This window comes from Micromonospora sp. WMMD1076 (genome assembly GCF_029581475.1).
Lineage (GTDB): Bacteria > Actinomycetota > Actinomycetes > Mycobacteriales > Micromonosporaceae > Micromonospora > Micromonospora aurantiaca.
Genome location: NZ_CP120862.1, coordinates 234,784 through 256,314, shown reverse-complemented (window position 1 = coordinate 256,314; position 21,531 = coordinate 234,784). Strand labels below are relative to the sequence as shown.

26 protein-coding genes are annotated in these 21,531 nt (G+C 73.4%); 14 read left to right on the top strand and 12 right to left on the bottom strand.

What is annotated here, in order from left to right; translation table 11 throughout:
- Window positions 1-28: 28 nt before the first annotated feature.
- The 5 genes from O7622_RS01390 to O7622_RS01370 all read left to right on the top strand — a co-directional run bounded on the left by O7622_RS01390 (window position 29) and on the right by O7622_RS01370 (window position 5,557).
- Window positions 29-919 carry a branched-chain amino acid ABC transporter permease gene (locus O7622_RS01390; RefSeq protein WP_091426567.1) on the top strand — a complete coding sequence of 297 codons (891 nt, stop codon included), beginning with the start codon at window positions 29-31 and terminating at the stop codon, window positions 917-919.
- A complete protein-coding gene (locus O7622_RS01385) occupies window positions 916-2,052 on the top strand; it encodes a branched-chain amino acid ABC transporter permease (protein ID WP_282311495.1) in 1,137 nt (378 codons plus the stop codon). Before O7622_RS01390 ends, O7622_RS01385 begins: the two co-directional genes overlap by 4 nt.
- Window positions 2,053-2,080: 28 nt before the next feature.
- A complete protein-coding gene (locus O7622_RS01380; protein ID WP_282311494.1) occupies window positions 2,081-4,201 on the top strand; it encodes a DEAD/DEAH box helicase in 2,121 nt (706 codons plus the stop codon).
- A 164-nt stretch (window positions 4,202-4,365) separates the two neighbouring features.
- Complete coding sequence (locus O7622_RS01375; RefSeq protein WP_282311493.1) at window positions 4,366-4,596, top strand: heavy metal-associated domain-containing protein; 231 nt, start codon at window positions 4,366-4,368, stop codon at window positions 4,594-4,596.
- On the top strand, window positions 4,589-5,557 hold the full coding sequence (locus O7622_RS01370; protein ID WP_282311492.1) for a hypothetical protein: 969 nt from the start codon (window positions 4,589-4,591) through the stop codon (window positions 5,555-5,557). The genes O7622_RS01375 and O7622_RS01370 overlap by 8 nt, the downstream gene beginning before the upstream one ends.
- A 16-nt stretch (window positions 5,558-5,573) precedes the next feature.
- On the opposite strand, the gene O7622_RS01365 is transcribed toward O7622_RS01370, so the two are convergent.
- Window positions 5,574-5,993, bottom strand: coding sequence for a helix-turn-helix transcriptional regulator (locus O7622_RS01365; protein ID WP_026268433.1), 420 nt, complete (start codon window positions 5,991-5,993; stop codon window positions 5,574-5,576).
- 192 nt (window positions 5,994-6,185) lie between these two features.
- Between O7622_RS01365 and O7622_RS01360 the strand changes: the two genes are divergently transcribed.
- Window positions 6,186-6,602 carry a hypothetical protein gene (locus tag O7622_RS01360; RefSeq protein WP_282311490.1) on the top strand — a complete coding sequence of 139 codons (417 nt, stop codon included), beginning with the start codon at window positions 6,186-6,188 and terminating at the stop codon, window positions 6,600-6,602.
- A gap of 20 nt (window positions 6,603-6,622) precedes the next feature.
- Here the strand turns inward: O7622_RS01360 and O7622_RS01355 are convergent, their stop codons facing one another.
- Window positions 6,623-7,771, bottom strand: coding sequence for an SAM-dependent methyltransferase (locus O7622_RS01355; protein WP_282311488.1), 1,149 nt, complete (start codon window positions 7,769-7,771; stop codon window positions 6,623-6,625).
- 178 nt (window positions 7,772-7,949) lie between these two features.
- Complete coding sequence (locus O7622_RS01350; protein WP_282311481.1) at window positions 7,950-9,623, bottom strand: DEAD/DEAH box helicase; 1,674 nt, start codon at window positions 9,621-9,623, stop codon at window positions 7,950-7,952.
- A gap of 282 nt (window positions 9,624-9,905) precedes the next feature.
- Here O7622_RS01350 and O7622_RS01345 point away from each other — a divergent pair, with 282 nt between their 5' ends.
- Entirely contained in the window at window positions 9,906-10,592 is a 687-nt protein-coding gene (locus O7622_RS01345; RefSeq protein ID WP_282311479.1) for a ferritin-like fold-containing protein, read from the top strand.
- A 45-nt stretch (window positions 10,593-10,637) separates the two neighbouring features.
- Here the strand turns inward: O7622_RS01345 and O7622_RS01340 are convergent, their stop codons facing one another.
- Together O7622_RS01340 and O7622_RS01335 are read right to left on the bottom strand one after the other, a co-directional pair.
- A complete protein-coding gene (locus O7622_RS01340; RefSeq protein ID WP_013288692.1) occupies window positions 10,638-10,865 on the bottom strand; it encodes a DUF3107 domain-containing protein in 228 nt (75 codons plus the stop codon).
- 65 nt (window positions 10,866-10,930) lie between these two features.
- A complete protein-coding gene (locus tag O7622_RS01335) occupies window positions 10,931-11,569 on the bottom strand; it encodes a TetR/AcrR family transcriptional regulator (RefSeq protein WP_282311478.1) in 639 nt (212 codons plus the stop codon).
- Between the two features lie 288 nt (window positions 11,570-11,857).
- Here O7622_RS01335 and O7622_RS01330 point away from each other — a divergent pair, with 288 nt between their 5' ends.
- On the top strand, window positions 11,858-12,838 hold the full coding sequence (locus tag O7622_RS01330; protein ID WP_282311476.1) for a tyrosine-type recombinase/integrase: 981 nt from the start codon (window positions 11,858-11,860) through the stop codon (window positions 12,836-12,838).
- 1,025 nt (window positions 12,839-13,863) lie between these two features.
- Here the strand turns inward: O7622_RS01330 and O7622_RS01325 are convergent.
- Window positions 13,864-14,268, bottom strand: coding sequence for a winged helix-turn-helix domain-containing protein (locus O7622_RS01325; protein WP_282311474.1), 405 nt, complete (start codon window positions 14,266-14,268; stop codon window positions 13,864-13,866).
- Between the two features lie 120 nt (window positions 14,269-14,388).
- On the opposite strand from O7622_RS01325, the gene O7622_RS01320 reads away from it, so the two are divergent.
- The 4 genes from O7622_RS01320 (at window position 14,389) to O7622_RS01305 (ending at window position 16,881) form a co-directional block, all read left to right on the top strand.
- Window positions 14,389-15,603: a helix-turn-helix transcriptional regulator gene (locus O7622_RS01320; protein WP_282311473.1), complete on the top strand. Its 1,215-nt coding sequence runs from the start codon at window positions 14,389-14,391 to the stop codon at window positions 15,601-15,603.
- A 198-nt stretch (window positions 15,604-15,801) separates the two neighbouring features.
- Window positions 15,802-15,960 (top strand): hypothetical protein, encoded by a 159-nt coding sequence (locus O7622_RS01315; protein ID WP_282311472.1) that lies wholly within the window; start codon window positions 15,802-15,804, stop codon window positions 15,958-15,960.
- Window positions 15,957-16,250: a hypothetical protein gene (locus O7622_RS01310; protein ID WP_282311471.1), complete on the top strand. Its 294-nt coding sequence runs from the start codon at window positions 15,957-15,959 to the stop codon at window positions 16,248-16,250. Before O7622_RS01315 ends, O7622_RS01310 begins: the two co-directional genes overlap by 4 nt.
- Window positions 16,251-16,461: 211 nt before the next feature.
- Window positions 16,462-16,881 carry a hypothetical protein gene (locus O7622_RS01305; RefSeq protein WP_282311469.1) on the top strand — a complete coding sequence of 140 codons (420 nt, stop codon included), beginning with the start codon at window positions 16,462-16,464 and terminating at the stop codon, window positions 16,879-16,881.
- A gap of 204 nt (window positions 16,882-17,085) precedes the next feature.
- Here the strand turns inward: O7622_RS01305 and O7622_RS01300 are convergent, their stop codons facing one another.
- A complete protein-coding gene (locus tag O7622_RS01300) occupies window positions 17,086-17,370 on the bottom strand; it encodes a hypothetical protein (RefSeq protein ID WP_282311468.1) in 285 nt (94 codons plus the stop codon).
- A gap of 58 nt (window positions 17,371-17,428) precedes the next feature.
- Between O7622_RS01300 and O7622_RS01295 the strand changes: the two genes are divergently transcribed.
- Both O7622_RS01295 and O7622_RS01290 read left to right on the top strand, forming a co-directional pair.
- Window positions 17,429-17,671 carry a hypothetical protein gene (locus tag O7622_RS01295; RefSeq protein WP_282311467.1) on the top strand — a complete coding sequence of 81 codons (243 nt, stop codon included), beginning with the start codon at window positions 17,429-17,431 and terminating at the stop codon, window positions 17,669-17,671.
- 132 nt (window positions 17,672-17,803) lie between these two features.
- Window positions 17,804-17,983: a hypothetical protein gene (locus O7622_RS01290; protein WP_282311466.1), complete on the top strand. Its 180-nt coding sequence runs from the start codon at window positions 17,804-17,806 to the stop codon at window positions 17,981-17,983.
- A 152-nt stretch (window positions 17,984-18,135) separates the two neighbouring features.
- Here the strand turns inward: O7622_RS01290 and O7622_RS01285 are convergent, their stop codons facing one another.
- The 5 genes from O7622_RS01285 to O7622_RS01265 form a co-directional block, all read right to left on the bottom strand.
- Window positions 18,136-18,318 carry a hypothetical protein gene (locus tag O7622_RS01285; RefSeq protein ID WP_282311465.1) on the bottom strand — a complete coding sequence of 61 codons (183 nt, stop codon included), beginning with the start codon at window positions 18,316-18,318 and terminating at the stop codon, window positions 18,136-18,138.
- A 225-nt stretch (window positions 18,319-18,543) separates the two neighbouring features.
- A complete protein-coding gene (locus O7622_RS01280; protein ID WP_282311464.1) occupies window positions 18,544-18,840 on the bottom strand; it encodes a hypothetical protein in 297 nt (98 codons plus the stop codon).
- 8 nt (window positions 18,841-18,848) lie between these two features.
- The gene (locus O7622_RS01275; RefSeq protein WP_282311463.1) at window positions 18,849-19,232 is read right to left on the bottom strand and encodes a hypothetical protein; all 384 of its coding nucleotides are present in this window, start codon (window positions 19,230-19,232) and stop codon (window positions 18,849-18,851) included.
- 4 nt (window positions 19,233-19,236) lie between these two features.
- A complete protein-coding gene (locus O7622_RS01270; protein ID WP_282311462.1) occupies window positions 19,237-21,039 on the bottom strand; it encodes an N-acetylmuramoyl-L-alanine amidase in 1,803 nt (600 codons plus the stop codon).
- Window positions 21,039-21,527 (bottom strand): hypothetical protein, encoded by a 489-nt coding sequence (locus tag O7622_RS01265; RefSeq protein ID WP_282311461.1) that lies wholly within the window; start codon window positions 21,525-21,527, stop codon window positions 21,039-21,041. The genes O7622_RS01270 and O7622_RS01265 overlap by 1 nt, the downstream gene beginning before the upstream one ends.
- Window positions 21,528-21,531 lie beyond the last annotated feature (4 nt).

Here is a 21,531-nt window from a genome sequence, read left to right as displayed (position 1 = left end):
CGCAGTCGCGAACGGAAGGTGGCGCGGCATGAACACAGTGGTCCTGCTGACGCTGACCGGGCTGGGCCTGGCGGCGCTCTACTTCCTCGTGGCCTCCGGTCTGTCCCTGGTGTTCGGCCTCGCCGACGTGCTCAACTTCGCGCACGGGCTGTTCCTCGGCGTGGGCGCGTACGCGACGTGGTGGGCTTCGGGAAACCTGCCCGGCGCCGGGCCGGACGGGTTCGGCTTCGTGCTGGCTGTCGTCTTCGGCGTGCTGGCCGGTTCGCTCGTCGCGGTACTCGTCGAGCTGGTCCTGATCCGGCCGCTCTACTCCCGCACGATCGAGCAGGTGCTCGTCACCGTCGGCCTGTCGCTGGCCGGGGTGGCGCTGCTCCAGGCCACCTGGGGCGCCGACCCGCGGCCGTTCCCGCGCCCGGACTGGAGCCGGGGCGTCACATCGGTGCTCGGCGCCCAGGTGCCGAACGCCGGGCTGCTGCTGATCGTCGCCGCCGCGGTGGTGCTCGGGGCGCTGCTGGCGTTCCTGCGCTGGACCCGGTACGGCCTGATCATCCGGGCCGGCGTGGAGAACCGGGAGATGGTCACCGCGCTCGGCATCGACGTGCGCAAGGCGTTCACGCTCGTCTTCGCGATCGGCGGGGCCGCCGCCGCGCTGGCGGGAGCGCTCGGCGGCGTCTACTTCGGCACCGTCTCGCCGGGGCAGGGCGGCTCGCTGCTGATCTTCGCGTTCATCGTGGTGGTGATCGGCGGGATGGGCTCGGTGGTCGGGTCCGCGTACGCGGCGGTCGCGGTGGGACTGCTGCAACAGTTCGTCAACTACTACGGCACGTCCGGGCTGGGCGACCTGTGCGTGGTCGGTCTGCTCGCCGTGGTGCTGCTGCTGCGTCCGCAGGGCCTGGCCGGAAAGGTGGCTCACGCATGACCGAGGTCAAGAGCGCCGAGGCGCCGGCACCCCCGGCTGCGGTACCGGACGAACTGAGCCCGGGCCGCGCCCGCTGGCACGGGCTGCGCCCGTACCTGCCGCTGGTCGCGCTGGTGGTGGCGGCGATCCTGCCGTACTCCACGCTGCACCTGCCGGGGATCTTCGAGGGGCCGCTGAACTCGCCGGGCACGCTGCAACTGCTCGCCATCTGCCTGGTCTTCGGCGGGCTCGCGGCCGGCTACGACCTGCTGTTCGGGCGTACCGGGATGCTCTCCTTCGGCCACGCCCTCTACTTCGCCGCCGGGGTGTACGGCACCGACATCCTGGTCACCAAGGCCGGGCTGCCGCTGTGGCAGGCCGCAGTGCTCACGGTACTCGGCGGGACCACGCTCGCCGCGCTGCTCGGCGCGGTCGCCCTGCGTACTGTGGGCATCGCGTTCGCCATGGTGACGCTGGCGTTCGCGCAGGTCGGGGCGATCCTGGTAGCCCGCGACTTCGGCGGCCTCACCGGCGGCGAGGAGGGCCTGCCGCTGGACGTGTCGGGGCTGCCGTCGGCGCTCGTGGGCGTCACCAACACGGTGAACCTGTACTGGCTGGCGCTGGCGTACCTGGCCATAGTGGTCCTCGTGGTGCACCGGGTCAGCGCCTCGCCGACCGGGCGGGTGCTCGCCGGGCTGCGCGACGACGAGCGGCGGATCGGGGTGCTCGGGCTCGACCCGTACCGGTTCAAGCTGGTGGCGTTCACGCTGGCCGGCGGCCTCGCATCGGCCGGCGGGGTGGTCTACGTCCTGATCGTCGGCGGCGCCAGCCCGCACATCACCTCGTCGGAGCTGACGCTGTCGCTGCTGGTCATGGTGGTGCTCGGCGGCCCCGGTACGCGGTGGGGGCCGGTGCTGGGCGGCGTCCTCTACATGTACCTGGACCACCGGCTCACCGCGTTCGGCAGCAGCGACGCGGTGAACAGCCTGCCCGCGTTCCTCAGCCACCCGCTGAGCCAGCCGTTGTTCGTCCTGGGCACCGTGTTCATCCTGGCCGTCTACTTCTTCCCCGGCGGCCTGGCCAGTCTGCGCTCCCGCGTGACCCCTCTCCTGGCGGCCCTCCGCCGCCCACGTCGCCGCCCGGTCCGCCGGTGACGTCGGTGGCCCCTGGTAGAAATGCCGGATGAGCCAGGATCGGATGGCCGTCCGGGAGCGAGCCGAGGCGGTGCTGCGGCGGCTGGCGGGTGACCACGCCCGGCTGCGCGAGGACCAGTGGCGGGCCATCGAGGCGCTCGTGGTCGACCGGCGGCGGGTGCTCTGCGTGCAGCGCACCGGCTGGGGCAAGTCGGCCGTCTACTTCGTGGCGACCGCGCTGCTGCGTGAGGGGAACCGGCACGGGCCGACGGTGATCGTCTCGCCGCTGCTGGCGCTGATGCGCAACCAGGTCGAGTCCGCCGCCCGCGCCGGCATCCGGGCGCGCACCATCAACTCGGCGAACCTGGACGAGTGGGACGAGATCACCGCCGAGATCCACGCCGGTGCCGTCGACGTGCTGCTGATCAGCCCGGAGCGGCTGAACAACCCGGACTTCCGCGACGGCGTGCTGCCGAAGCTCGCCGCCACCACCGGGCTGCTCGTGGTGGACGAGGCGCACTGCGTCTCCGACTGGGGGCACGACTTCCGCCCCGACTACCGGCGGCTGCGCACGTTCCTGGCCAACCTGCCCGAGCGCACGCCGGTGCTCGCCACCACCGCCACCGCCAACGCCCGCGTCACCCAGGACGTGGCCGAGCAACTCGGTGACGCCCTGGTGCTGCGGGGCACCCTGGACCGCGAGTCGTTGCGCCTCGGCGTACTCGACCTGCCGAGTCCGGCCCACCGCCTGGCCTGGCTGGCCGACCACCTGGACCGGCTCCCCGGCTCGGGGATCGTCTACACGCTCACCGTCGCGGCGGCCACCGAGACGGCCGACTTCCTGCGCGGCCGGGGCTGGTCGGTCGCCTCCTACACCGGCCAGGCCGAGGACGCCGACCGGCGGGCCGCCGAACAGGACCTGCTCGACAACAAGATCAAGGCGCTGGTCGCCACCAGCGCGCTCGGCATGGGCTTCGACAAGCCCGACCTGGGCTTCGTCGTGCACCTGGGCGCGCCGCCCTCGCCGATCGCCTACTACCAGCAGGTCGGCCGCGCGGGCCGGGCCGTCGAGCACGCCGAGGTGCTGCTGCTGCCCGGCGTGGAGGACGCGGCGATCTGGCGGTACTTCGCCTCGCTCGCCTTCCCGCCCGAGGAGCAGGTCCGCGCCGTGCTCGCCGCGCTGGACACCGACCGGCCGATCTCCACCCAGGCCCTCGAACCGGTGGTCGACCTGCGCCGGGCCCGGCTGGAGCTGATGCTCAAGGTGCTCGACGTGGACGGCGCGGTCCGCCGGGTGCGTGGCGGCTGGCTCGCCACCGGCGAGCCCTGGGTCTACGACGAGGCCCGGTTGCGGCGCGTCGCCGACGCGCGCGCCGCCGAGCAGCGGGCCATGCGGGAGTACGCCTCGACGTCCGGCTGCCGGATGCGCTACCTGCGGGAAGGGCTGGACGACACCGGGGCGCAGGACTGCGGGCGGTGTGACAACTGCGCCGGCCCGCTGTTCGCCGCCGCCGTCTCCGACCAGGCGCTGACCGCCGCGCAGACGTTCCTCGGGCGCCCCGGCGTGCCGATCCCGCCGAAGAAGCTCTGGCCGACCGGGTTGGAGGCGGTCGGCGTACCCCTGAAGGGCCGCATTCCCCCGGCGGAGCAGGCGCTGCCCGGCCGGGCCGTGGGGCGCCTGTCCGACCTGGGGTGGGGCGGGCGGCTGCGCGGGCTCGTCGGGCCGGAGGCGCCGGACGGCCCGGTGCCCGACGACGTGGTGGCCGCCGTGGTCGAGGTGCTGAAGGCGTGGGCGCACGGCGACGACCCGTGGCCCCGGCGGCCGGCGGGCGTGGTCGCGGTCGGCTCCCGGACGCGACCGCTGCTGGTCGGCTCGCTGGCCGAGCGGATCGCCGCCGTGGGCCGGCTGCCGCTGCTCGGCCACGTCGCCCCCGCCGGTCCGACCGGCGGTGGCGGGCCGCGCGGCAACAGTGCCCAGCGGGTACGCGCGCTGCACGACGCCTTCCGCCTGCCGGACGAGCTGGCCGGCGCGCTGCCCGGGCTGGACGGCCCGGTGCTGCTGGTGGACGACCTGGTCGACTCGGGCTGGACGATGGGCACCGTGGCGCGGCTGCTGCGCCGGGCCGGCGCGCCGGACGTGCTGCCGCTGGCGCTCGCGGTGGCCGGCTGACCCGTCCCCCGGCCGGCGTGGCGGGATCCCGGCGTGGCGTGCCGCCGGTCGGCGCGGGAGTTCCCGGGCCGGGCGGAAAGTTCCCGGGCCGGGCGGAATGCGAGCGTCACCACCGTCGGCGGACCGTCGTCGGGCCTGGACCCGGGCGGCGGTACCGTGGGGTCATGACCGAGCAGCGACCCGTCGTCCAGACGTACACCGTGACCGGGATGACCTGCGAACACTGCGTCAAGGCGGTGACCGAGGAGCTGTCCGCGCTGCCCGGTGTCGACGAGGTCCGGATCGATCTGACGAGCGGCACCGCCACTGTCACCAGCGTGGCGCCGCTGCCCGTCGAGTCAGTGCGTGCCGCCGTGGACGAGGCGGGTTACGAGCTGGTCGGCGGCGGTGCCTGAGTCGTCGTCGGTGGCCGGGCCCGTCGCTGTGGACCGGGAGACGTTGCGGCTGGCCCTGGTGGTGGGCGGCCTGGTGCTCGCCGTCCTGCTCGGCTTCGGCCTCGGGCGGATGAACGCGCCGGCCGACCCGGCCCGGCCCGCCGGCGCGACGGCCGGCGGGGTAGCCCCGGGCGGTGCCGACGGCGGCGCGCACGCCCACTCACCCGGAACCGGCGCGCACACGCACGACGGCGCCACAGTCACCCAGGGCGGCGGCGACGGCGCGACCGGACTGTCGATCACCTCGGCCGGCTACACGCTGGTGCCGTCGACCGAGCTGGTCGCGGGCCGCGCCGGTGAGCTGCGCTTCCAGATCCGCGACGACCAGCGCCGGGCGGTCACCCGGTTCGCCGTCGTGCACGACAAGCCGATGCACGTGATCATGGTCCGGCGTGACCTCGGCGGTTACCGGCATCTGCACCCGACGATGGCCGCCGACGGCACCTGGTCGGTGCCGATCAGGGCGCCGGAGGCGGGCCCCTGGCGGATGTACGCGGACTTCACCGCGGTGGCCGACGACGGCCGCCAGGTCGCCGTGGTGCTCGGCGCCGACCTGACCGCGTCCGGCGCGTACCGGCCCCGGCCGCTGCCCGCCGCCGCGACGTCGGCCACCGTCGACGGGTTCACCGTCGCGTACGCCGGCACTCCGGAGGTGGGGAAGTCGGTGCCGCTGCGGTTCCGGGTCACCGGCACGGACGGCGCGGCGGCGGCGCTGGAACCGTACCTCGGTGCGTACGGACACCTGGTGGCGTTGCGCGAGGGCGACCTCGGCTACCTGCACGTGCACCCGGAGCCGGTGCGCGACGGCGACGACGTGACGTTCTGGCTGACCGCGCCGGGGCCGGGCAACTACCGGATGTTCCTGGACTTCCAGGTCGGCGGTGTGGTGCGGACCGCCGAGTTCACGCTGACAGTGGCCTGAGCCCGCCGCCGGGCGGTCAGCCGGCCCGGCGGACCGGTCGGCGGGCCAGGTAGCGGAGCAGATCGCGGATGTGGTGCTTCTCCTCGGCGGGCACGTTCGGGTCGGCGAGCCGATCCAGGATGACCCGCACGTCGGCCTCCACCGGGCCGTCCTCCGCGCCCCGGCGGCGGGGCACCGGCCCGGCGTCGGGCAGGCCCAACGCGCGGAACGCGGCAGCCACGGGCAGGTCGAGGGCGGCGCAGAAGCCGCGGACCTTCGCGAGTTCGGGGTAGTCCTGCCAGTCTCCGGCCAGCCAGCGGAACACTGTGGAACGGCCGACACCGGTGTGGGTGGCGAGGTCGGTCACCGTCCAGCCGCGCTCCTCGCGCGCGGCGTCGATGGCCCGTCGTACGAAACGCGCGAAGGCCATCTGTGGTGAAACGTCTGCGGAACCCATCCCTGGTGGATCTGTCCCCTTCCTCCGGTGGCCCGGCTCGCGCACCGAGCCTAGTACGCCGGACCGGAGAAGTAACTGACTGACCGGTCCGTAGGTCCCGTCGGCGAGACCCGGCAACTACGGAAGTCTGCTTCGGGCAATGCGCTTCGGGTAATAGGCTGGGGAAGCCCTGAAAGTCGATGGAGGAGCAGCATGGCCGAGCCGGACCGTCCCGTACCGCATCACCCCGGCGCGGTGAGCCTCTTCTTCGTGGCCAAGGCCGCGGTGTTCGCACTCGGCTTCTGGATCTGGCTGCTGGTGCTGGCGGTACGCGGTGACGACGCGACCGGCGTACACCTGATCGCCGCGACCGGAGCGATCTGCACCACGCTGGCCTCGGTGGTGCTGGGAGCGCGGATGGCGTTGCAGCGCAACGCCGCCGTGCGGCACGCCGAGCTGAAGCGGCTGCTCGTCGACATCTCGTGGAACGCCTTCGCCGCCGCCGGCAACGCCGAGCAGCCCGGGAAGGTGGTGCCGTTCCCGAGCGCGTCACACGACGGCGAGCGAGGTCCGAACCGGGGTGCCGGCGAGCGGGTGTCGGTGCTGGACCGGGGCGACCGGGGGCGGTAGGACCGGCCCGCCGCCGCGGCTCAGCGCGCCTCGGCCAGCAGCGTTTCCAGCCGGGGCGTGACACCCCACTGGCCGACCAGCTCGCGATACTCCGCGCGCTGCGCGTCGGTCGGCGCACCGGCCGTCCGCCGCGCCCGGATCAGCAGGTTGCGCGGCGTGTGCTGGGAGTCGACGAACTCCACCACTTCGGCGCGGTAGCCGTGCAGCCGCAGCAGCGCGGCCCGCAGCGAGTCGGTGAGCACGTCGGCGAACCGTTCCCGCAGGATGCCCTGCCGGGTCAGCAGCTCGTACGGCGCGGGCGCCTGACCGGTCCGGAGCTGGGCGGCCAGGTCGTGGTGGCAGCAGGGCGCGGCCAGCACCCAGCGGGCGCCCCAGCGCACCGCCCGGGCCAGCGCCTCGTCGGTCGCGGTGTCGCAGGCGTGCAGCGCCAGCACCAGGTCGGGGGCCGGTTCGACGGGCGCGTCGGCGATGGTGCCCGCCACGAACCCGACCCGGTCGGCCCAGCCCAGCCGCTCGGCCAGCTCGGTGTTGCGGCGGCGCTGGTCCTCGCGCACGTCCACCCCGACGAGCGTCACGTCCAGGCCGCGCCGGACCAGGTAACTGTAGGCGGCGAAGGTCAGGTACGCGTTGCCGCAGCCCAGGTCCACCACCCGCAGCGGGCCGGTGAGGTCGTCGGGCAGCGTGGCCGCGAGCGCGCGCAGGAACGCGTCGACCTGGCGACGCTTGGCCGCCGAGCCGCCGATCTCCCGGAACAGGGGATCACCGGGGTCGAGCAGCCACTCCTTCGCCCGGTCGTGCCCGCCCGGCTCGGCGGCCGGACGGCTGGCCGCCGCGCGGTGCACCTGCGCCTCGCCGGACTTGGTGACCCGGAGTTGGAGCGTGGCGTCGGCGGTCTCGACGTGCCAGTTGCCGAACGGCTCGGCGAGCAGTTCGTCGACAGCCGCGCCGGCCTCCGTACCCGGTGCCACGTTGCGCGTGTGCGGACGTGATCCGTCGGAGAGGGCGATCTGCAACCGGGGACCGGCCTTCAGCGTGACCGGGCGCAGCTCCGCGCGTACCACCGAGGGACGCTGCCCACGACGGCGCCCGGCGGCGACCGCGCGGGTCAGCCCCGGCGCGAGCAGCAGCGCCCGCACCTCGGCCAGCGCCGAGTCCAGCGCTTCCGGCATCAGTACCTACCTTCCTGCTTCCCGCCCTCGCCCCGGCGATCATGAAGTTGGCGGCGGTGAGCACGGCGCGTCGCGCCGTCAACTTCATGATCGTCGCAGTCGGCGAGTGAGCGAGAGGGCCGGGGATGGGGACGGCCTCCGGGACCGGGGTCCGGGAGGCCGTATCCGCTGGTGTTCGTCAGTCGGCGTTGGTGGCCTCGGCGGGCGCGCCGGTGCTGCCGCTGCGGCGACGGCGGCGGCGACGGGGCTTGGTGCTCGCGGTCTCGCCCTCCGTGGGCTGCGGTGCGGCGGCTGTCTCGGCCGCGCCCTCGCTGCCGATCACCGCGGTCGGCTCACCGGCCACCGTCTCGCCGGCCCGGCGGCGACGCCGACGACGCGGCGTACGCGGGGTCTCGTCGTCCCCGGCGTCGGCCTGCGCGGCGGGGGAACCGGCGGACGAACCGCCCTCGCCGCCCCGGCCACGACCGCGGTCACGGTCACGGTCGCGGTCGCCGCGCTCGCGGCCCCGGCTGTCGCCGCGCCGTGCACCCCGACGCGACCGGTCGCCACCGCCCAGGTCTTCCTCGACCTCGGCGGACAGGCCGGCGCGGGTGCGCTCGGCGGTCGGCAGCGTACCGCTGACGTCCGTCGGGATGGCCAGGTCCGTGTACAGGTGCGCGGAGGTGTGGTACGTCTCCGGCGGCTCGGGCATGTCCAGCCCGAGCGTCTTGTCGATGATCCGCCAGCGGGGCATGTCGTCCCAGTCGACGAACGTCACAGCGACACCCGTGGCCCCGGCCCGGCCGGTACGGCCGATGCGGTGGGTGTAGGTGTCCTGGTCCTCCGGGCAGTCGTAGTTGATCACGTGCGTGACGCCCGTGACGTCGATGCCCCGGGCCGCCACGTCGGTGGCGACCAAGGTGTCGATCTTGCCGGCCCGGAACGCCCGTAGCGCCCGCTCACGCGCGCCCTGGCCGAGGTCACCGTGCACGGCGGCGACGGCGAAGCCGCGGAAGTCGAGATCCTCGGCGACCCGGTCGGCGGCCCGCTTGGTGCGGGTGAAGATCATGGTCAGCCCGCGGCCCTCGGCCTGGAGGATGCGCGCCACGATCTCGACCTTGTTCAGCGAGTGCGTGCGGTACGCGAGCTGCGTGGTCTGCGGCGACGGACCGGTCTCGGCGGTGTGCCCGGCGTGGATGGTCACCGGGCGGCGCAGGAAGCGCCGGGACAGCGCGACGATCGGGTCCGGCATGGTGGCCGAGAACAGCATGGTCTGCCGGTCCTCCGGCAGCATCGCCAGGATCTTCTCGACGTCGTCCAGGAAGCCCAGGTCGAGCATGCGGTCCGCCTCGTCGAGGACGAGCGCGCGGACCCGGTCGAGCCGCAGGTGCTTCTGCTTCTGCAGGTCCAGCAGGCGGCCGGGGGTGCCGACCAGGATCTCGACACCCTTGCGGAGCGCCTCGATCTGCGGCTCGTACGCCACGCCGCCGTAGATCGGCAGCACCCGGACGCCCCGGGTACGGCCGGCGGCGTCGAGGTCCTTGGCGACCTGGATGCCCAGCTCACGGGTGGGTACGACGACGAGCGCCTGCGGGACGCCGTCGCTGCCCTCGGATGGGGCGAACACGCGCTCCAGCAGCGGGATGCCGAAGCCGAGCGTCTTGCCGGTGCCGGTCGGCGCCTGCCCGATCAGGTCGACGCCGCGCAGCGCGATCGGCAGCGCGTACTCCTGGATGGCGAAGGCGCGGGTGATGCCGGCGGCGGCCAGCGCCTCGACGGTTTCCTGCCGCGCGCCGAGCGCGGCGAACGTGGGTGCCTCCGGGGGGACCGGAGCGGTGGGGGCCAGTGGCTGGCCGGAAATCTGCTCGCTCATATGGATTTGGGGGTGCCCTCTCGTGGTGCGCCCCTCAGGTCCTCAGGGCGCGATCGGTGTGGCGCGGGCCACGCGGTCAGGGGCGATTTCGCCGAGCCGGACCGGGCCGCACGCGCGTCGGGGACCGGCGTTGATCAGCAAGTGACCGATTCGGTGCCCACGGCAACTGACTCATCGTACCTGAACGGTCCCTGAGTCGTCCCGATTCCCAGGTGGTGGCCGTGCACGCGGGGCGGCTCGCTGTGACTTGAGTCACAGCCGCAACGTCGGTAGCCTGCGCTCGTGTCCGCCCCCGACCGCACCGCCCCCGACCCCGCCGCGACCGGCCCTGCCGCGCCCGACCCCGCCGCGACCGACCTGTTCGGGCTCGTCGCCTACGGCGAACTGCTCGCGTTCGACCGCCTCGCCGCCGACGCGCGCCTCGCACCCGACCTGCCCCGCCGTGCCGCGCTCAGCGAGATGGCCGCCGCCGAGATCGCGCACTACAGGTGGCTCACCGACCGGCTCGCCGCGTGTGGTGTCACGCCGGAGGAGGCGATGGCCCCCTACGTCGAGGCGCTGCGGGCGTACCACGACTCGACCGAGCCGCGGGACTGGGCGGAGGCGGTGACGAAGGCGTACGTGGGCGACACGATCACCGACGACTTCCTGCGGGGGATCGCCGACGGCCTGGACGGGCCGGACCGGACGCTGCTGCTGGACGTGCTGCACGACTCCCGGTACGCCGAGTTCGCCGCGGCCGAGATTCGGGCCGCGATCGAGGCCGATCCCCGGGCGGCCGGGCGGCTGTCGATGTGGGCGCGGCGGCTGCTCGGTGAGGCGCTCTCCCAGGCGGGCCGGGTGGCCGCCGCCGACCGGGGCGCGCTCGTCGCGTTGATCGGACGGACCGGCGGGGACGCGGCGGGGCTGCTGCGCCGGCTGACCGAGGCGCACACCGCGCGGATGACGTCGGTCGGGTTGAACAACTGAGCCGCCGTGGCGGGAGGCCCGCCACGGCGGCCGATGCCGCGGGAATCAGCGAACGGTGAACCCGACCGCGCGGGGCGACGCCTCGGCGATCTCGACGTAGGCGACCTTGCCGACCGGCACGATCACGCGCCGGCCCTTCTCGTCGGTCAGGGAGAGGGTGCCCTCGCTCTTGGCGAAGGCGTCGGTCACGATCTGCTCGATCTCGGCCGGCGACTGCGCGCTCTCCAGGACCAGCTCCCGCGGCGCGTACTGCACGCCGATCTTGACCTCCACTGTGCCTCCTCAACTGGGGCGAAAAAGCCACCGTGGGAAGGCTATCCGATCCGGCGGCCCGATGTTCAGGCTGACTCACCTTGCAGGGGGAAGCTGGCGATGCCGCGCCAGGACAGGGCCGCGACCAGCGCCTCGGCCTCCGCCTTGGGCACCTGACGGCCGCCGGCGAGCCAGAACTGGGCGGCCGTCTCGGCGGCGCCGACCAGGCCCGAGGCGAGCAGTTCGGCGTGCGAGCGGCTGACCCCGGTGTCCGAGATGATCGTGTCGGTGATGGCCGCGATGCAGCCCTGCTCGACCCGCTCCACCCGCTGCCGCACCGCCGGGTCGTTGCGCAGGTCCGACTCGAAGACCAGCCGGAACGCCTCGCTCTCGTGGTCGACGAAGTCGAAGTACGCGCGCACCGCGGCGCCGACGCGCTCCTTGTTGTCGTTGGTGCCGCTCATCGCGTCATGCACGTTGGCCAGTATCGCGTCACAGTGCGTGTCCAGCAGCGCGAGGTAGAGCTCCATCTTCCCGGGGAAGTGCTGGTAGAGCACCGGCTTGGAGACACCGGCCCGCTCGGCGATGTCGTCCATCGCGGCGGCGTGGTAGCCATGCGCGACGAACACCTCCTGAGCGGCGGCGAGCAGCTGCTTCCGGCGCGCCGAGCGGGGCAGGCGGGTGGGCCGACCGGCGGTCTGTGCACCGTTCCCCACTGCGGTCATCGGATCCTCCGAGTATCTGCGTACGAGCCGGCACGTATCACCCGAACCGGTCCGGGTTCGTGAACCCGTCGCGGAATTGGCCCGCCGCTGTAACTTATCGCCACTGTCACCACACGTTATCGGGGAGACGCTGAACGGCCCACCCCGGAGCCGACCGTACGGACCGCCCCGACCCGCGCACCTCAGCCGAAAAGGCGGCCCAAGGCCGTAACCTCCCCCGCTGGGGGGACACCGAAACCCGACACCCGCCGTCCCGCCGTCCTTCCCCGCCTGGTCAGGGCATAGGCGATGACCACGACTTCGGGCACCGTCGAGTACGTGGCTACCCCAGAGCAGATGATCGAGTCGCATCTCACCTGGATGCGCGCCGGCGGCTACGCCGAGAAGAGCGTCCGAGCGTCCCGACGGGTCCTCCGCAAGGCCCACGCCGAGCTCCCCGAGGGCCTACACGCCGCGATCGGCACCGAGCTGGCCGGCTGGCTCGACAACCCCGACTGGGTCCGCGCGACGAAGTGCGCCTACCACAAGCACCTCGTCCGGTTCTACCGCTGGGCGTGCAACCCCAAGGACCCGTGGCTGTCCTTCGACCCGTCCGCCGATCTGCGCGCGCCGAAGGTCAACCCGGGCGTGCCGCGCCCGGCCGGCGCCGAACTGGTCCGCGCCGCGATCTACGACACCGCCGACCCGTGGCGCATCTACTGCCGCCTCGCCGCCCTCGGCGGGCTGCGCGCCTGCGAGATCGCCGCCCTGCGCCGAGAGGACGTCACCGCCGAAGTGATGCACCTGTGGGGCAAGGGCGACAAGGCCCGGGTCGTGCCGACCCACCCGCTGATCTGGGAGCTGATCGCCCCGCTTTCGCCCGGTCACATCGTGCGCCGCCCCTCGGGCCGGGCGCCGACCGGCGACTGGGTGTCGACCCAGACCGCGCACTACCTCGCCGCCGCCGGCGTGCCCACCAAGCTGTACCCGCTGCGGCACTGGTTCGCGAGCGAGATCAACCAGCGGTACGGGGACATCCGCGTGGTCCAGGAGCTACTCGGCCACGCCTCCGTGATGACCACCCAGCGGTACACGGCAGTGACCGCCTCCCGGTTGAAGGAGGCGGTCACCGTGCTGCCCTTCAGCGCACCATCCGCGGCCGGCACGCCGACCGCTGCCCCGGGATCTGCCGGCGCCGTTGCTCCGCCACCACATCGATCCGAGGCGTCCGATCCTCCGGCAGCTCGTCGCGGTCGGCGACCACGACGACCTGCACGGCACCGTCCATGAGTAGCTGCACCACCTCCGGCCACCGGCCGCCGTCCAGCTCATCCACGACGACGGCCGCTAGACGCAGACCCAGCCTGTTGCAGTACTCTGCACATCGATCGGTGTAACGGTTTACGTTCGCTGCTTTCACGTAGATCAACGCATTGGTCATCTCAAGGTCCTCCCTGGTCAATGGCTGTGCAGGCCGCATTGATCAGGGAGGACTCTTGGTGGGGGCGGGCCGCGTTCCACCGGTCGGCCGGCGGGCCGGTTATCCAAGGCCCGGATCACGACACCCAGGCGAGGCGGCGGCACCTGCGGCGCGCTGAGCACCGCGCCCGGCCCGACGTCGGAGCCCCCGCCCGCGGCGCCCGGAGTCGCCCGCATCGTGGCCAGCGCCAGGTCCCACCGGTCGGCGGGCGCGGCCGGCGCTAGGGGGCGACCCGCGGTCTCAGGGCGCGCCGGCGCCGCGGCCGGCGCTGGAGGATCATCCTGCCGCCATCGTGGCGCCGTTTCGCTCGGCCGCGACAGCCGGCGAGGGGCAGCGCGATCCGCCTGGACCGGTGGGCGGATGGTCGGGCTCGTCGAGGCGGCAGGGCGCGGCGCCCGAGGCGCGGCCGGCGAGGGTCGAGGCGCCGGAGGCGGCATCGGTGGTGCGGTGGTCGACCCGTCGCCGTCCCCGTCGATGTCGGGCAGGCCCGGCACGTCGGGCAGCAGCGACGGCACCGGCTCCGGCAAGGGCAGCGGCGGCACCGGCAGGCTCGGCAATGGCAGCGGCGGCAGCGGCAGGGAGGGCAGCGGGACGGGCGGTAAGGGCAGCTCAGGGTCGGCGGACGCCGGGTCCTGCGACGCCCCGCACAGCGCAGCCGTCGCACCCAGCGCCAGCAGGATCCCCCCCATGCCACGACGCATCACAGTGATCTATCCCGCTGACGGGACTCGGGCAACCTGCATCCGCCTGATCTTGCGCCATGTGAAGGTAGTTCGTTACAGGCGTGACAGGCGGTGTTAACCCACGGTTACCATCTTCCGCTGCAACTTGCAGCTCAGGGGACGTCGACCTGCGCCCGGTCACCCGGGTAGGCGTCGGCGATCCCGTCGGGCCCCGTGACGATCAGCATCGGCACGCCGTCGGGAACGTCGAAGGTGGCTCGCTCGGTCGGAGTCGGCATCCGCGTGGTCACCACCGATCCAGGCTCGGCGACGATCCGCTCCACCTCGCGAGCCTGCGGCACGCGGGTGCCCCAGCCGTGCTGGACCTCCACCACGCCCTGAGCGCGCAGCGCGGCGATCGCGCGGCGAACCGTCGTCCGGCCCAGGCCCGTCTCCTGCATCAGCCGCGACTCCGACGGCAACCGCGCGCCGGGTAGCCACTCACCCGCGGCGACCCGGCGGCGCAGGTCGTCGGCAAGCTGCCGCCAGGCGGGCACACCCGAGGCAGGGTCGATCATGGACGGAGACGCTATGGCGCGGCTGCTTCACGTCGACACGTGGGCACGTGGGCATGAGTCTGATCGCCGAAGGAGCGTACGGTGGGGTACACGATGTAACCCATGCGCGGAGGTGCCCCGATGGTCGACCAGCCAGCCCTCACCCCCGGCCAACGCGTCGAACGCCTCCGCCGCGGCGCGGGCCTGTCCCGGGAACGACTCGCCGGACTCACCGGCCTCGGCGCCTCCACGATCAAGTTCGTCGAGAACGGCCGCCGTTCCTTGACCCTCAACGTCGCCCAGCGCATCGCCCCGCACCTCGGCGTCCACGACCTCGGCGACCTCTACGGCCCCTCGGTCACCCTCTCCCTCGACGGCCGAGCCAGCCACCCCGCCGTCGACGACGTCCGCCGCGCGCTGACCGCCTGGCACATCACCATCGACGGCCAGCCCGAGAGCACCGACTACCTCCGCGGCGCCGTCGACTCCGCCTGGCAAACCTGGCACACCAGCCGCAACCAGCGCACCGAAGCCGGCCTCGTCCTGCCCGGCCTCCTCGACGCCACCCAGCGCGCCGCGCGGCTGCACACCGGCGCCGACCGGCGCACCGCCCTCGCGCTGCTCGCCCAGGCGTACCACCTCGCCCAGGCGTACCTCGCCTGGCACGGCGACCGCGAGCTGTGCTGGCTCACCGTCGACCGGGGCATGGCCGCCGCCCTTGACGCAGACGACCCCCTCGCGATCGCGAGCAGCATCTGGTACGCCGCGCACATCCTGCGTGCTGTCGGCCGCGGCGACGAAGCCCTCGACCGCCTGCGCGAGGCCCGCGCCCTCATCGAGCCGCGGGTGGCCGACGGGGGCGTGGAGTACGCGGAGATGCTCGCCGACCTGCACCTGTGCACCGCGCTGACCCGGGCGCGTACCGGCGACCAGGGGGCGTGGTCGGACTGGGGCATCGCCCGGCAGGTCGTCGACCGGGCGTTGCCGGACGGGTACGTGGGGCTGCGTACCCGGGTGTCGAAGCCGCTCGTAGAGGTGTACGCGGTGATGTGCGCCGTCGACCTGGGCGACCCCGACGAAGCGCAACGCCGGGCGCACTCTCTCGATCCGCAGTCGATCCCGTCGACCGAGCGGCGCGGCCGGCACTACGTCGAGCTGGCGCGCTCCGCCGACATGGAGGGCGCGCCGGAGGCGACGCTGCACCTGCTCACCCGGGCCGAGGCGACGTCGCCGGAGACGGTGCGGTTCTCACCGCCAGCGCAGGACATGGCCGGCCGGCTGGCCCGGGAGGCGCCGGCGGCGATCCGCGCCGAGGCGGCCGAGCTGGCCCACCGGATCTCGACGCCTCCCCTGTAGAGGTACACCCGGTCACCGGGTACGCCACGTACCCATAGCGACGCCCGTATCTACCTACCGTCATCACTGCTGGTGGCGGTGGGAGTCGCACGGCGTACGACGTTAGCTGTTCGCCCGCCGCCCTGAGCCGGACGCGGGTACGTGCTCTGCCCCCGTGGAGCACGCGCCCGCGCCCCCGGACTGACGGAGGCGATCAGCGTGGCGTCCATCCGATCCCTGCTCCGCCGGCTGACCGGCCGGCCCGAACCGGCGACCCCGGGAACCGGGCAGCGGATCCAAGCCCGTGAGCAGGCCGCCGCCCGGCTCCGGCTGCTCCAGTCCAACCAGGCCCGCGAGTCCCGGTGGAGCGGACGGTGACCGCCCGCCCGGCCCGAGCCGCCCGGGCACTCGACGCCCTCGACGAGCGGATGAGCGGCATCGACCACCAGCCGCACCGGCCCACCTGGGAATGCCGCCACTGCTACGAGCCGTGGCCGTGCGCCGCCGGGCAGGTGCAGCTCGCCGAGGCGTACCGCGGTGACCGATCCGGACTGCGGATCTACATGGGCGAGCTGTACGCCGCCGCCGTCGAGGATCTGCCCACCTTCCCGCCGAGGCTGCTGTACACGCAGTTCGTGGCGTGGACCCGTCCCCTCGCCCGGCGGTGAGGACGCCCGGCGCGGTCTGCATGGGCTGCACCGAGGGGATCACCGTCAAGACCCACCGCTGCGCGGGCGCGGCCGAGCTGGTGCCGTACGGCGGCACCTGCGCGTGTCGGCTGCCCGGCTGCGGACCGAACCCCACACCTGTTGGGCGGCCCCGGACGCGGCGATCGCAGCGCCGGCCGGGGCCTGACCAGACCACCAAGGAGGTCTGACCATGTTGCAGTCTCACCGATCCCGCCGAATCCTCGGCGGCGCCGCGCTGGCCCTGGCCATCGTCGGCGGACTCGCCTGCGAGGGCGAGGGCACGAAGAGCGACCGCGACCCGGCCGATCGGCAGGTCGACCCGATTCAGAAGCAGACGGCGGTCATCAACGCCAGCGGCGACGGCCCGTACTCCGTCGTGGTGCGGGCGGCGAAGGTCGGCGACGAGCGAGGCGACTACACCCGCAAGTCCGTGGCGGGCGGCGCGTACCGGCAGACCCTCGACTACACCTCCGGGCTGCGGATCACCATCACGATCACGGCCACCGGGCACCGGACCGACCCGCTGTCCTGCGAGATCACCGACGGCACCACCCGGGTCCGGGACCGGGCGGCCGGGACGGTGCAGTGCAAGCTCACGACCTCGCGGTGAGGGCGCGGGCGATCCGGGCCAGGGCGAGCCGGATCCGCTGCCGCACAGTGGCGCGGCGGTAGGGCTCGGGCGGGTTCAGTCGCCAACCAGCAGCAGTCACGCCCCACAGTATGCGCCACCCAACGTACGGTGACGAGACCCGACGGCAGCAGTAGAGCGCCCCGCCCGGCCGGCAGCCAGGGCGGGGCGCTTCGCGTGCGCGCGCTACTCGGCCGCCTTCCCCGGGCGCCCCGGGCGGCGAGGCGGGCCCGTGCGCTTGCGGTGCGCGGTGACCCGCCGGCGTACCTCGTGGATCGTCACGCCGGCGCGGTCGGCGACCTGGTCTTCGGGCTGCGCGTCGCGGGCGTCGGCGATAGCCGCGTCCATCTCGGCGGCGAGCGCAGCCTTCAGCGCCGGGGCGAGAGCGTGAAGAGCCTGGTAGCGGTCCAGAGGGTCGGTGGTCGCCGACGCGGCGGCGAGTTGGTCGGCCAGGGCGCGAAGCGTGTCCATGCGAGAAATTCTACACCACCCTATTGCATGGAATGCTAGGGCACTGTAGAATTTAGGTATGGAGAGCGGGAGGGGCACCGAGATGGCGAGCATCACCTGGCACAGCAGCAAGAAGTTCTGCGACGCCGAGACCCACAAGACGCAGGCCAGCTGCCCCGACTGCGAGACCGCCAGCCAGTGCACCGGCTGCCTGGGCCGGATCGCCCCCGGCGAGGTCCACGCGATCTGCGCCGAGACCGGCGAGGTCGCCCACCCCGGCTGCAAGGCGGCGGCGGTGCGCAACTGGGGCCACCTGTACTGAGCAATCGGCGGACCGGCGGCGAGCGGAGGCGCAGGCCGCCCCTCCCCCTCAAGGAAATTCTAGGTCACCCTATTGCGCGTAATGCTAGGGCAGTGTAGAATTTAGGTACAGGCAAGCGAGAGGGAGACCGAGATGCAGACCACGATCCAGGCCACCGCCACCGCCACCGACGCCGACGCCCGCGACATCCGCACCGCCCGCCAGCTGGCAGCCCAGCTCAAGACGATGAACCCGGACGGGATGGGCTACCGGATCACGGTCCGCCGGTACGAAGAAATCGTGGACCGCCTCGGCTACGACCCGATCAGCTGACCCGACAGGGGCCCGGGAGACCGGGCCCCAGCCCATCCGCAAGGTCAACTTCTCCGGGAGGATCCCGAACAGCCTGACCCCAGACACGACGAAGCGCCCCCACCCGGCCGGAGCCGAGCGGGGGCGCACCATTCGCAGCGGCAGACCGCAGCTTACCGGTCGAGCGGATCCTTGGCGTTGGGCACGACGTAGACCCCGAGCGCGCCGAGCACCGCCAGGGCGACGGTGATCCCCTCGGTGGCGGTCAGCACGTCGTCGCCCATCGCGACGGTCAGGGCGACGCCGCCGGCGACGACGCCGGCGACGATGGTCTTGGCGAAGCGGCCAATCCGCATGATGTCCTCCTGGGTACGGTCGGGTGGTGCAGCGGTACAAACGGACGCCAGCCGGTGAGCTGGCGGAGATCCCCGAGCCCTGCCCGGACGGGCACACCGACACCGTCCCGGCGTGGGGCGCCTGCCCGGCGGAGAGCTGCTGGGAGATGGGCCGACAGTGGCGCTGCCGGCGCCTGGGCTGCGGTCGGGTGACGCAGCACCAGCACAAACACCGAGGCCGGTAGCTCAGCGCTGGGACGGGGGCACCGGATCCGCCGGCGTCGGGTCCACACCGGCCCGGGTGAGTTGGTAGGCGTACCCGCCGGCGATCCGCCGCCAGTAGTCCCGGTCGGCCTCGGCCGACGCGGCCCGCTTGTCGGCATCGTCGCGGGCCCGGGCGAGATCCTGCACGGACTCCCGCTCGTGCGCCCGAGCGCCCTGCTTGAGTGAGCTGACGCCGGAGAACACGGCCTGGATGAACGCGAGGCCACCGCCGCCGAGCAGCGCGGCGATCACGGCGGTGACCACCTCGGAGGTCTTCACGGTGCTCCTTAGTGGTGGTGGGCGGCGCGAGTCGCCTCACGGCGTACCGCGCCGACGTCCCGCCACCGGCCGTACAGCAGCAGCCCGAACGCGCCGATCACCATCGACGCCACCACCGAGGCGGGCGCGAGCAGCGACGCGAGGATCAGGGAGTACACGCCGAACGCAGCCCAGAGCAGCGGAAGGCCGAGGTGCTCGCCGATCCACCGGTCCGTAGCGGCGCCGTACGCCGACAGCAGACCGCCGACGGCCAGGAACCCGGCCCAGAGGTATACCAGCGGGCCGGTGGCGTCGACGACGCTCGGCGTGGGCACCAGCGCGGCGCCGACACCGGCGGCGGCCATCATGGCGTACCCGGCGAAGCGGGACCAGCGCCGCGGCTGCGAGGGCACGGCGTCACCCCTGGGTGGCGGTGCCGGCCGTGAGGACCTCGCCCATGCGGCGCAGGACCTCGTCGGCGGCGAGCTGCCCGGACTGGCCGGCGCGCACCAGCTCGGCCAGCTCGCCGAGCTTGGCGGTGTGGTCGGCGTCGCGCTGGGCGTCGGCCTCGCCGGCGGCCGCCACCGCCGCCTCGATCCGGGCGAAGTCGTCGGCGAGCTGCGCGCCCACCTTGCCGTCGACCTGCGCGAGCCCGTCACGGATGGCCATCACAGCCTGGACCAGCCACACCGCCTGGCCGCCGCCGCGCAAATCCTTGCGGACGGTGGTTCGGCCGTTGGCCATCGCCTCCATCCGGCCGTCGGTGTACGCAGTCTGCGCGGCCAGGTCGGGCAGCAGCGCCGCCAACTGGTCGAGCACCGCCGCGTGCTTGTCGGTGAAGTTGGCCATGTCGTCGTCCTTCCCGGCCAGGATCGCAGCGACCCTGGCGCGAAACGTGGTCATGTCGATGCCGGACGGGTCACTCTTCGCGCCCGGCTGGTGCTCGCGGTGCGCGGCCACCCGCCCGGCCGACCACCCCATGTGCTTGCAGATCGCCGCGACGCCTCGCTGGTAGGCGTCGAGCTGCACGGCCGGCCAGGGCTGGCCGCGGTTGTCGTTCTGCGCCTCGATGCCGATCAGGTTGGTGTTGCCGTACCCCTTGAGCGGGCCGCCCCAGCCCTGCAAGGCGTGGTTGCAGCGGCCCGACGCGACCACGTGGAACGCGCCGCTGCGGGACAAGTACAGCTGCGCGATCGGCGGCGGCGCCGACGTCGAGCCCTCCAGCAACACCCGGATCTCCCCGGCGTCCGTGGACGTCGAGCTGCCGGCGGTCGCGTGGCAGATCACACCGCGCGGGTCGTACGTCGACGAGCCGCGGGTACGCCACCCGGACACCTCGTGAACGGTGAGGCCGGCGGCGCGCAGCACCTGAGGCAGCCACAGCAGTCGGGACACAGTGTCCTCCTGGATGATCAGGTCGCGTAGCGCCCGCTGCTCGGGCAGCCGCTCGGTCAGGTCGCCGTGGCGGGCGTGGTAGTGGCACCACAGCTGGCAGCCGGCCGCCCGGGCCGCGGCGTACATCCGCCGGTACCAGTCGGCGCACAGCTCACCCGACGGGTCCAGGTCGACCGGGCAGCCGTTCGCCTCGGTGACGCGCAGGTGGTCGACCTCGGCGATGCCCCACGGTTTGCCGACCTCGGCGGCGATCGCCGTCATCGGCGCGATCGCGGCCGCCGGGTCCTCGTAGGCGTGCGGTCGGTACGGGTTCCGCGCGGACGGCAGGTACTGGTACCAGTCGAGCATCACCAGGTCGACGGCGTCGGCTTCGTGCTCCGGCCACCAGGTGCGCCAGTTCCCGCCGGCGCGGATCCACTGCAGCGTGTAGCAGACCGCCAGCCGTAGGCGGCCCTCGGCGCGCGCCGGGTGCGCCCCGACCTGCTCACGCTGCCGAGTCCAGCTGGCACGGAACTGCGCCGGCGTCGGGTCGCCGCCCTTGCCCTGCTCCGGCTCGTGGTGGGCGATGAGGATCAGGTCGACGTCGGGCCGGTGCGTCAGCCACGCCGTCACGAACGCCAGCGCGTCCACCCCGAGGTCCTTGTGGCTGACCACCACGGTGGCGCCCTGAGGCAGCTGCGCCAGCGGCGAGCGCGGATCCGACCACGCCGACGAGGGAAGGCCCTTCCCGGGCTCGAAGAACACTCGGACCGCCTGCGACTGCGGGTACAGGCCGAGCATGGCGGCGAGGGTCCGGCCGCCGAGGCTCCAGCCGATCGGCATCATCAGACATCCACTCCCAGCCCGAGGTACTCCGACGCCGGGCCGATCGGTTCGATGGACAGGTATCGGGGCGAGGCCGCCGACGCGTGCACGTTGACCGTGCCGGTGGACGCCGCCACCGTCAGCGCCACATCGGTCGTCAGGTCGGAGGCCGCGGAGCGGGTCAGCACGACCGTGCCGGACACCATCACCGAGGTACCGACCGTTGACCCCTTCGCCTCGACCCGGCCGTACTCGCCGTAGTCGGCGCCGCCCAACCCGGTCTGCCGCAGCCGGAAGTGGGCCAGCACGCCGGCGGCGGACGCGTAGAGCAGGCCCCGCAGGTACGCCCGGTACGCCCACCCGGCCTTGAAGACCATGTTCGTGACGGTCAGGGACACCGCCTCCGCCGCGACACCCGTCTGCGGCGCCGACGAGAACGCCTGGCCTCGGGCAGGGTCGTTGAGCCGGGCCGGGGTCAGCCGCATGCCCGACCGCACGGTGATAGGCATGTCA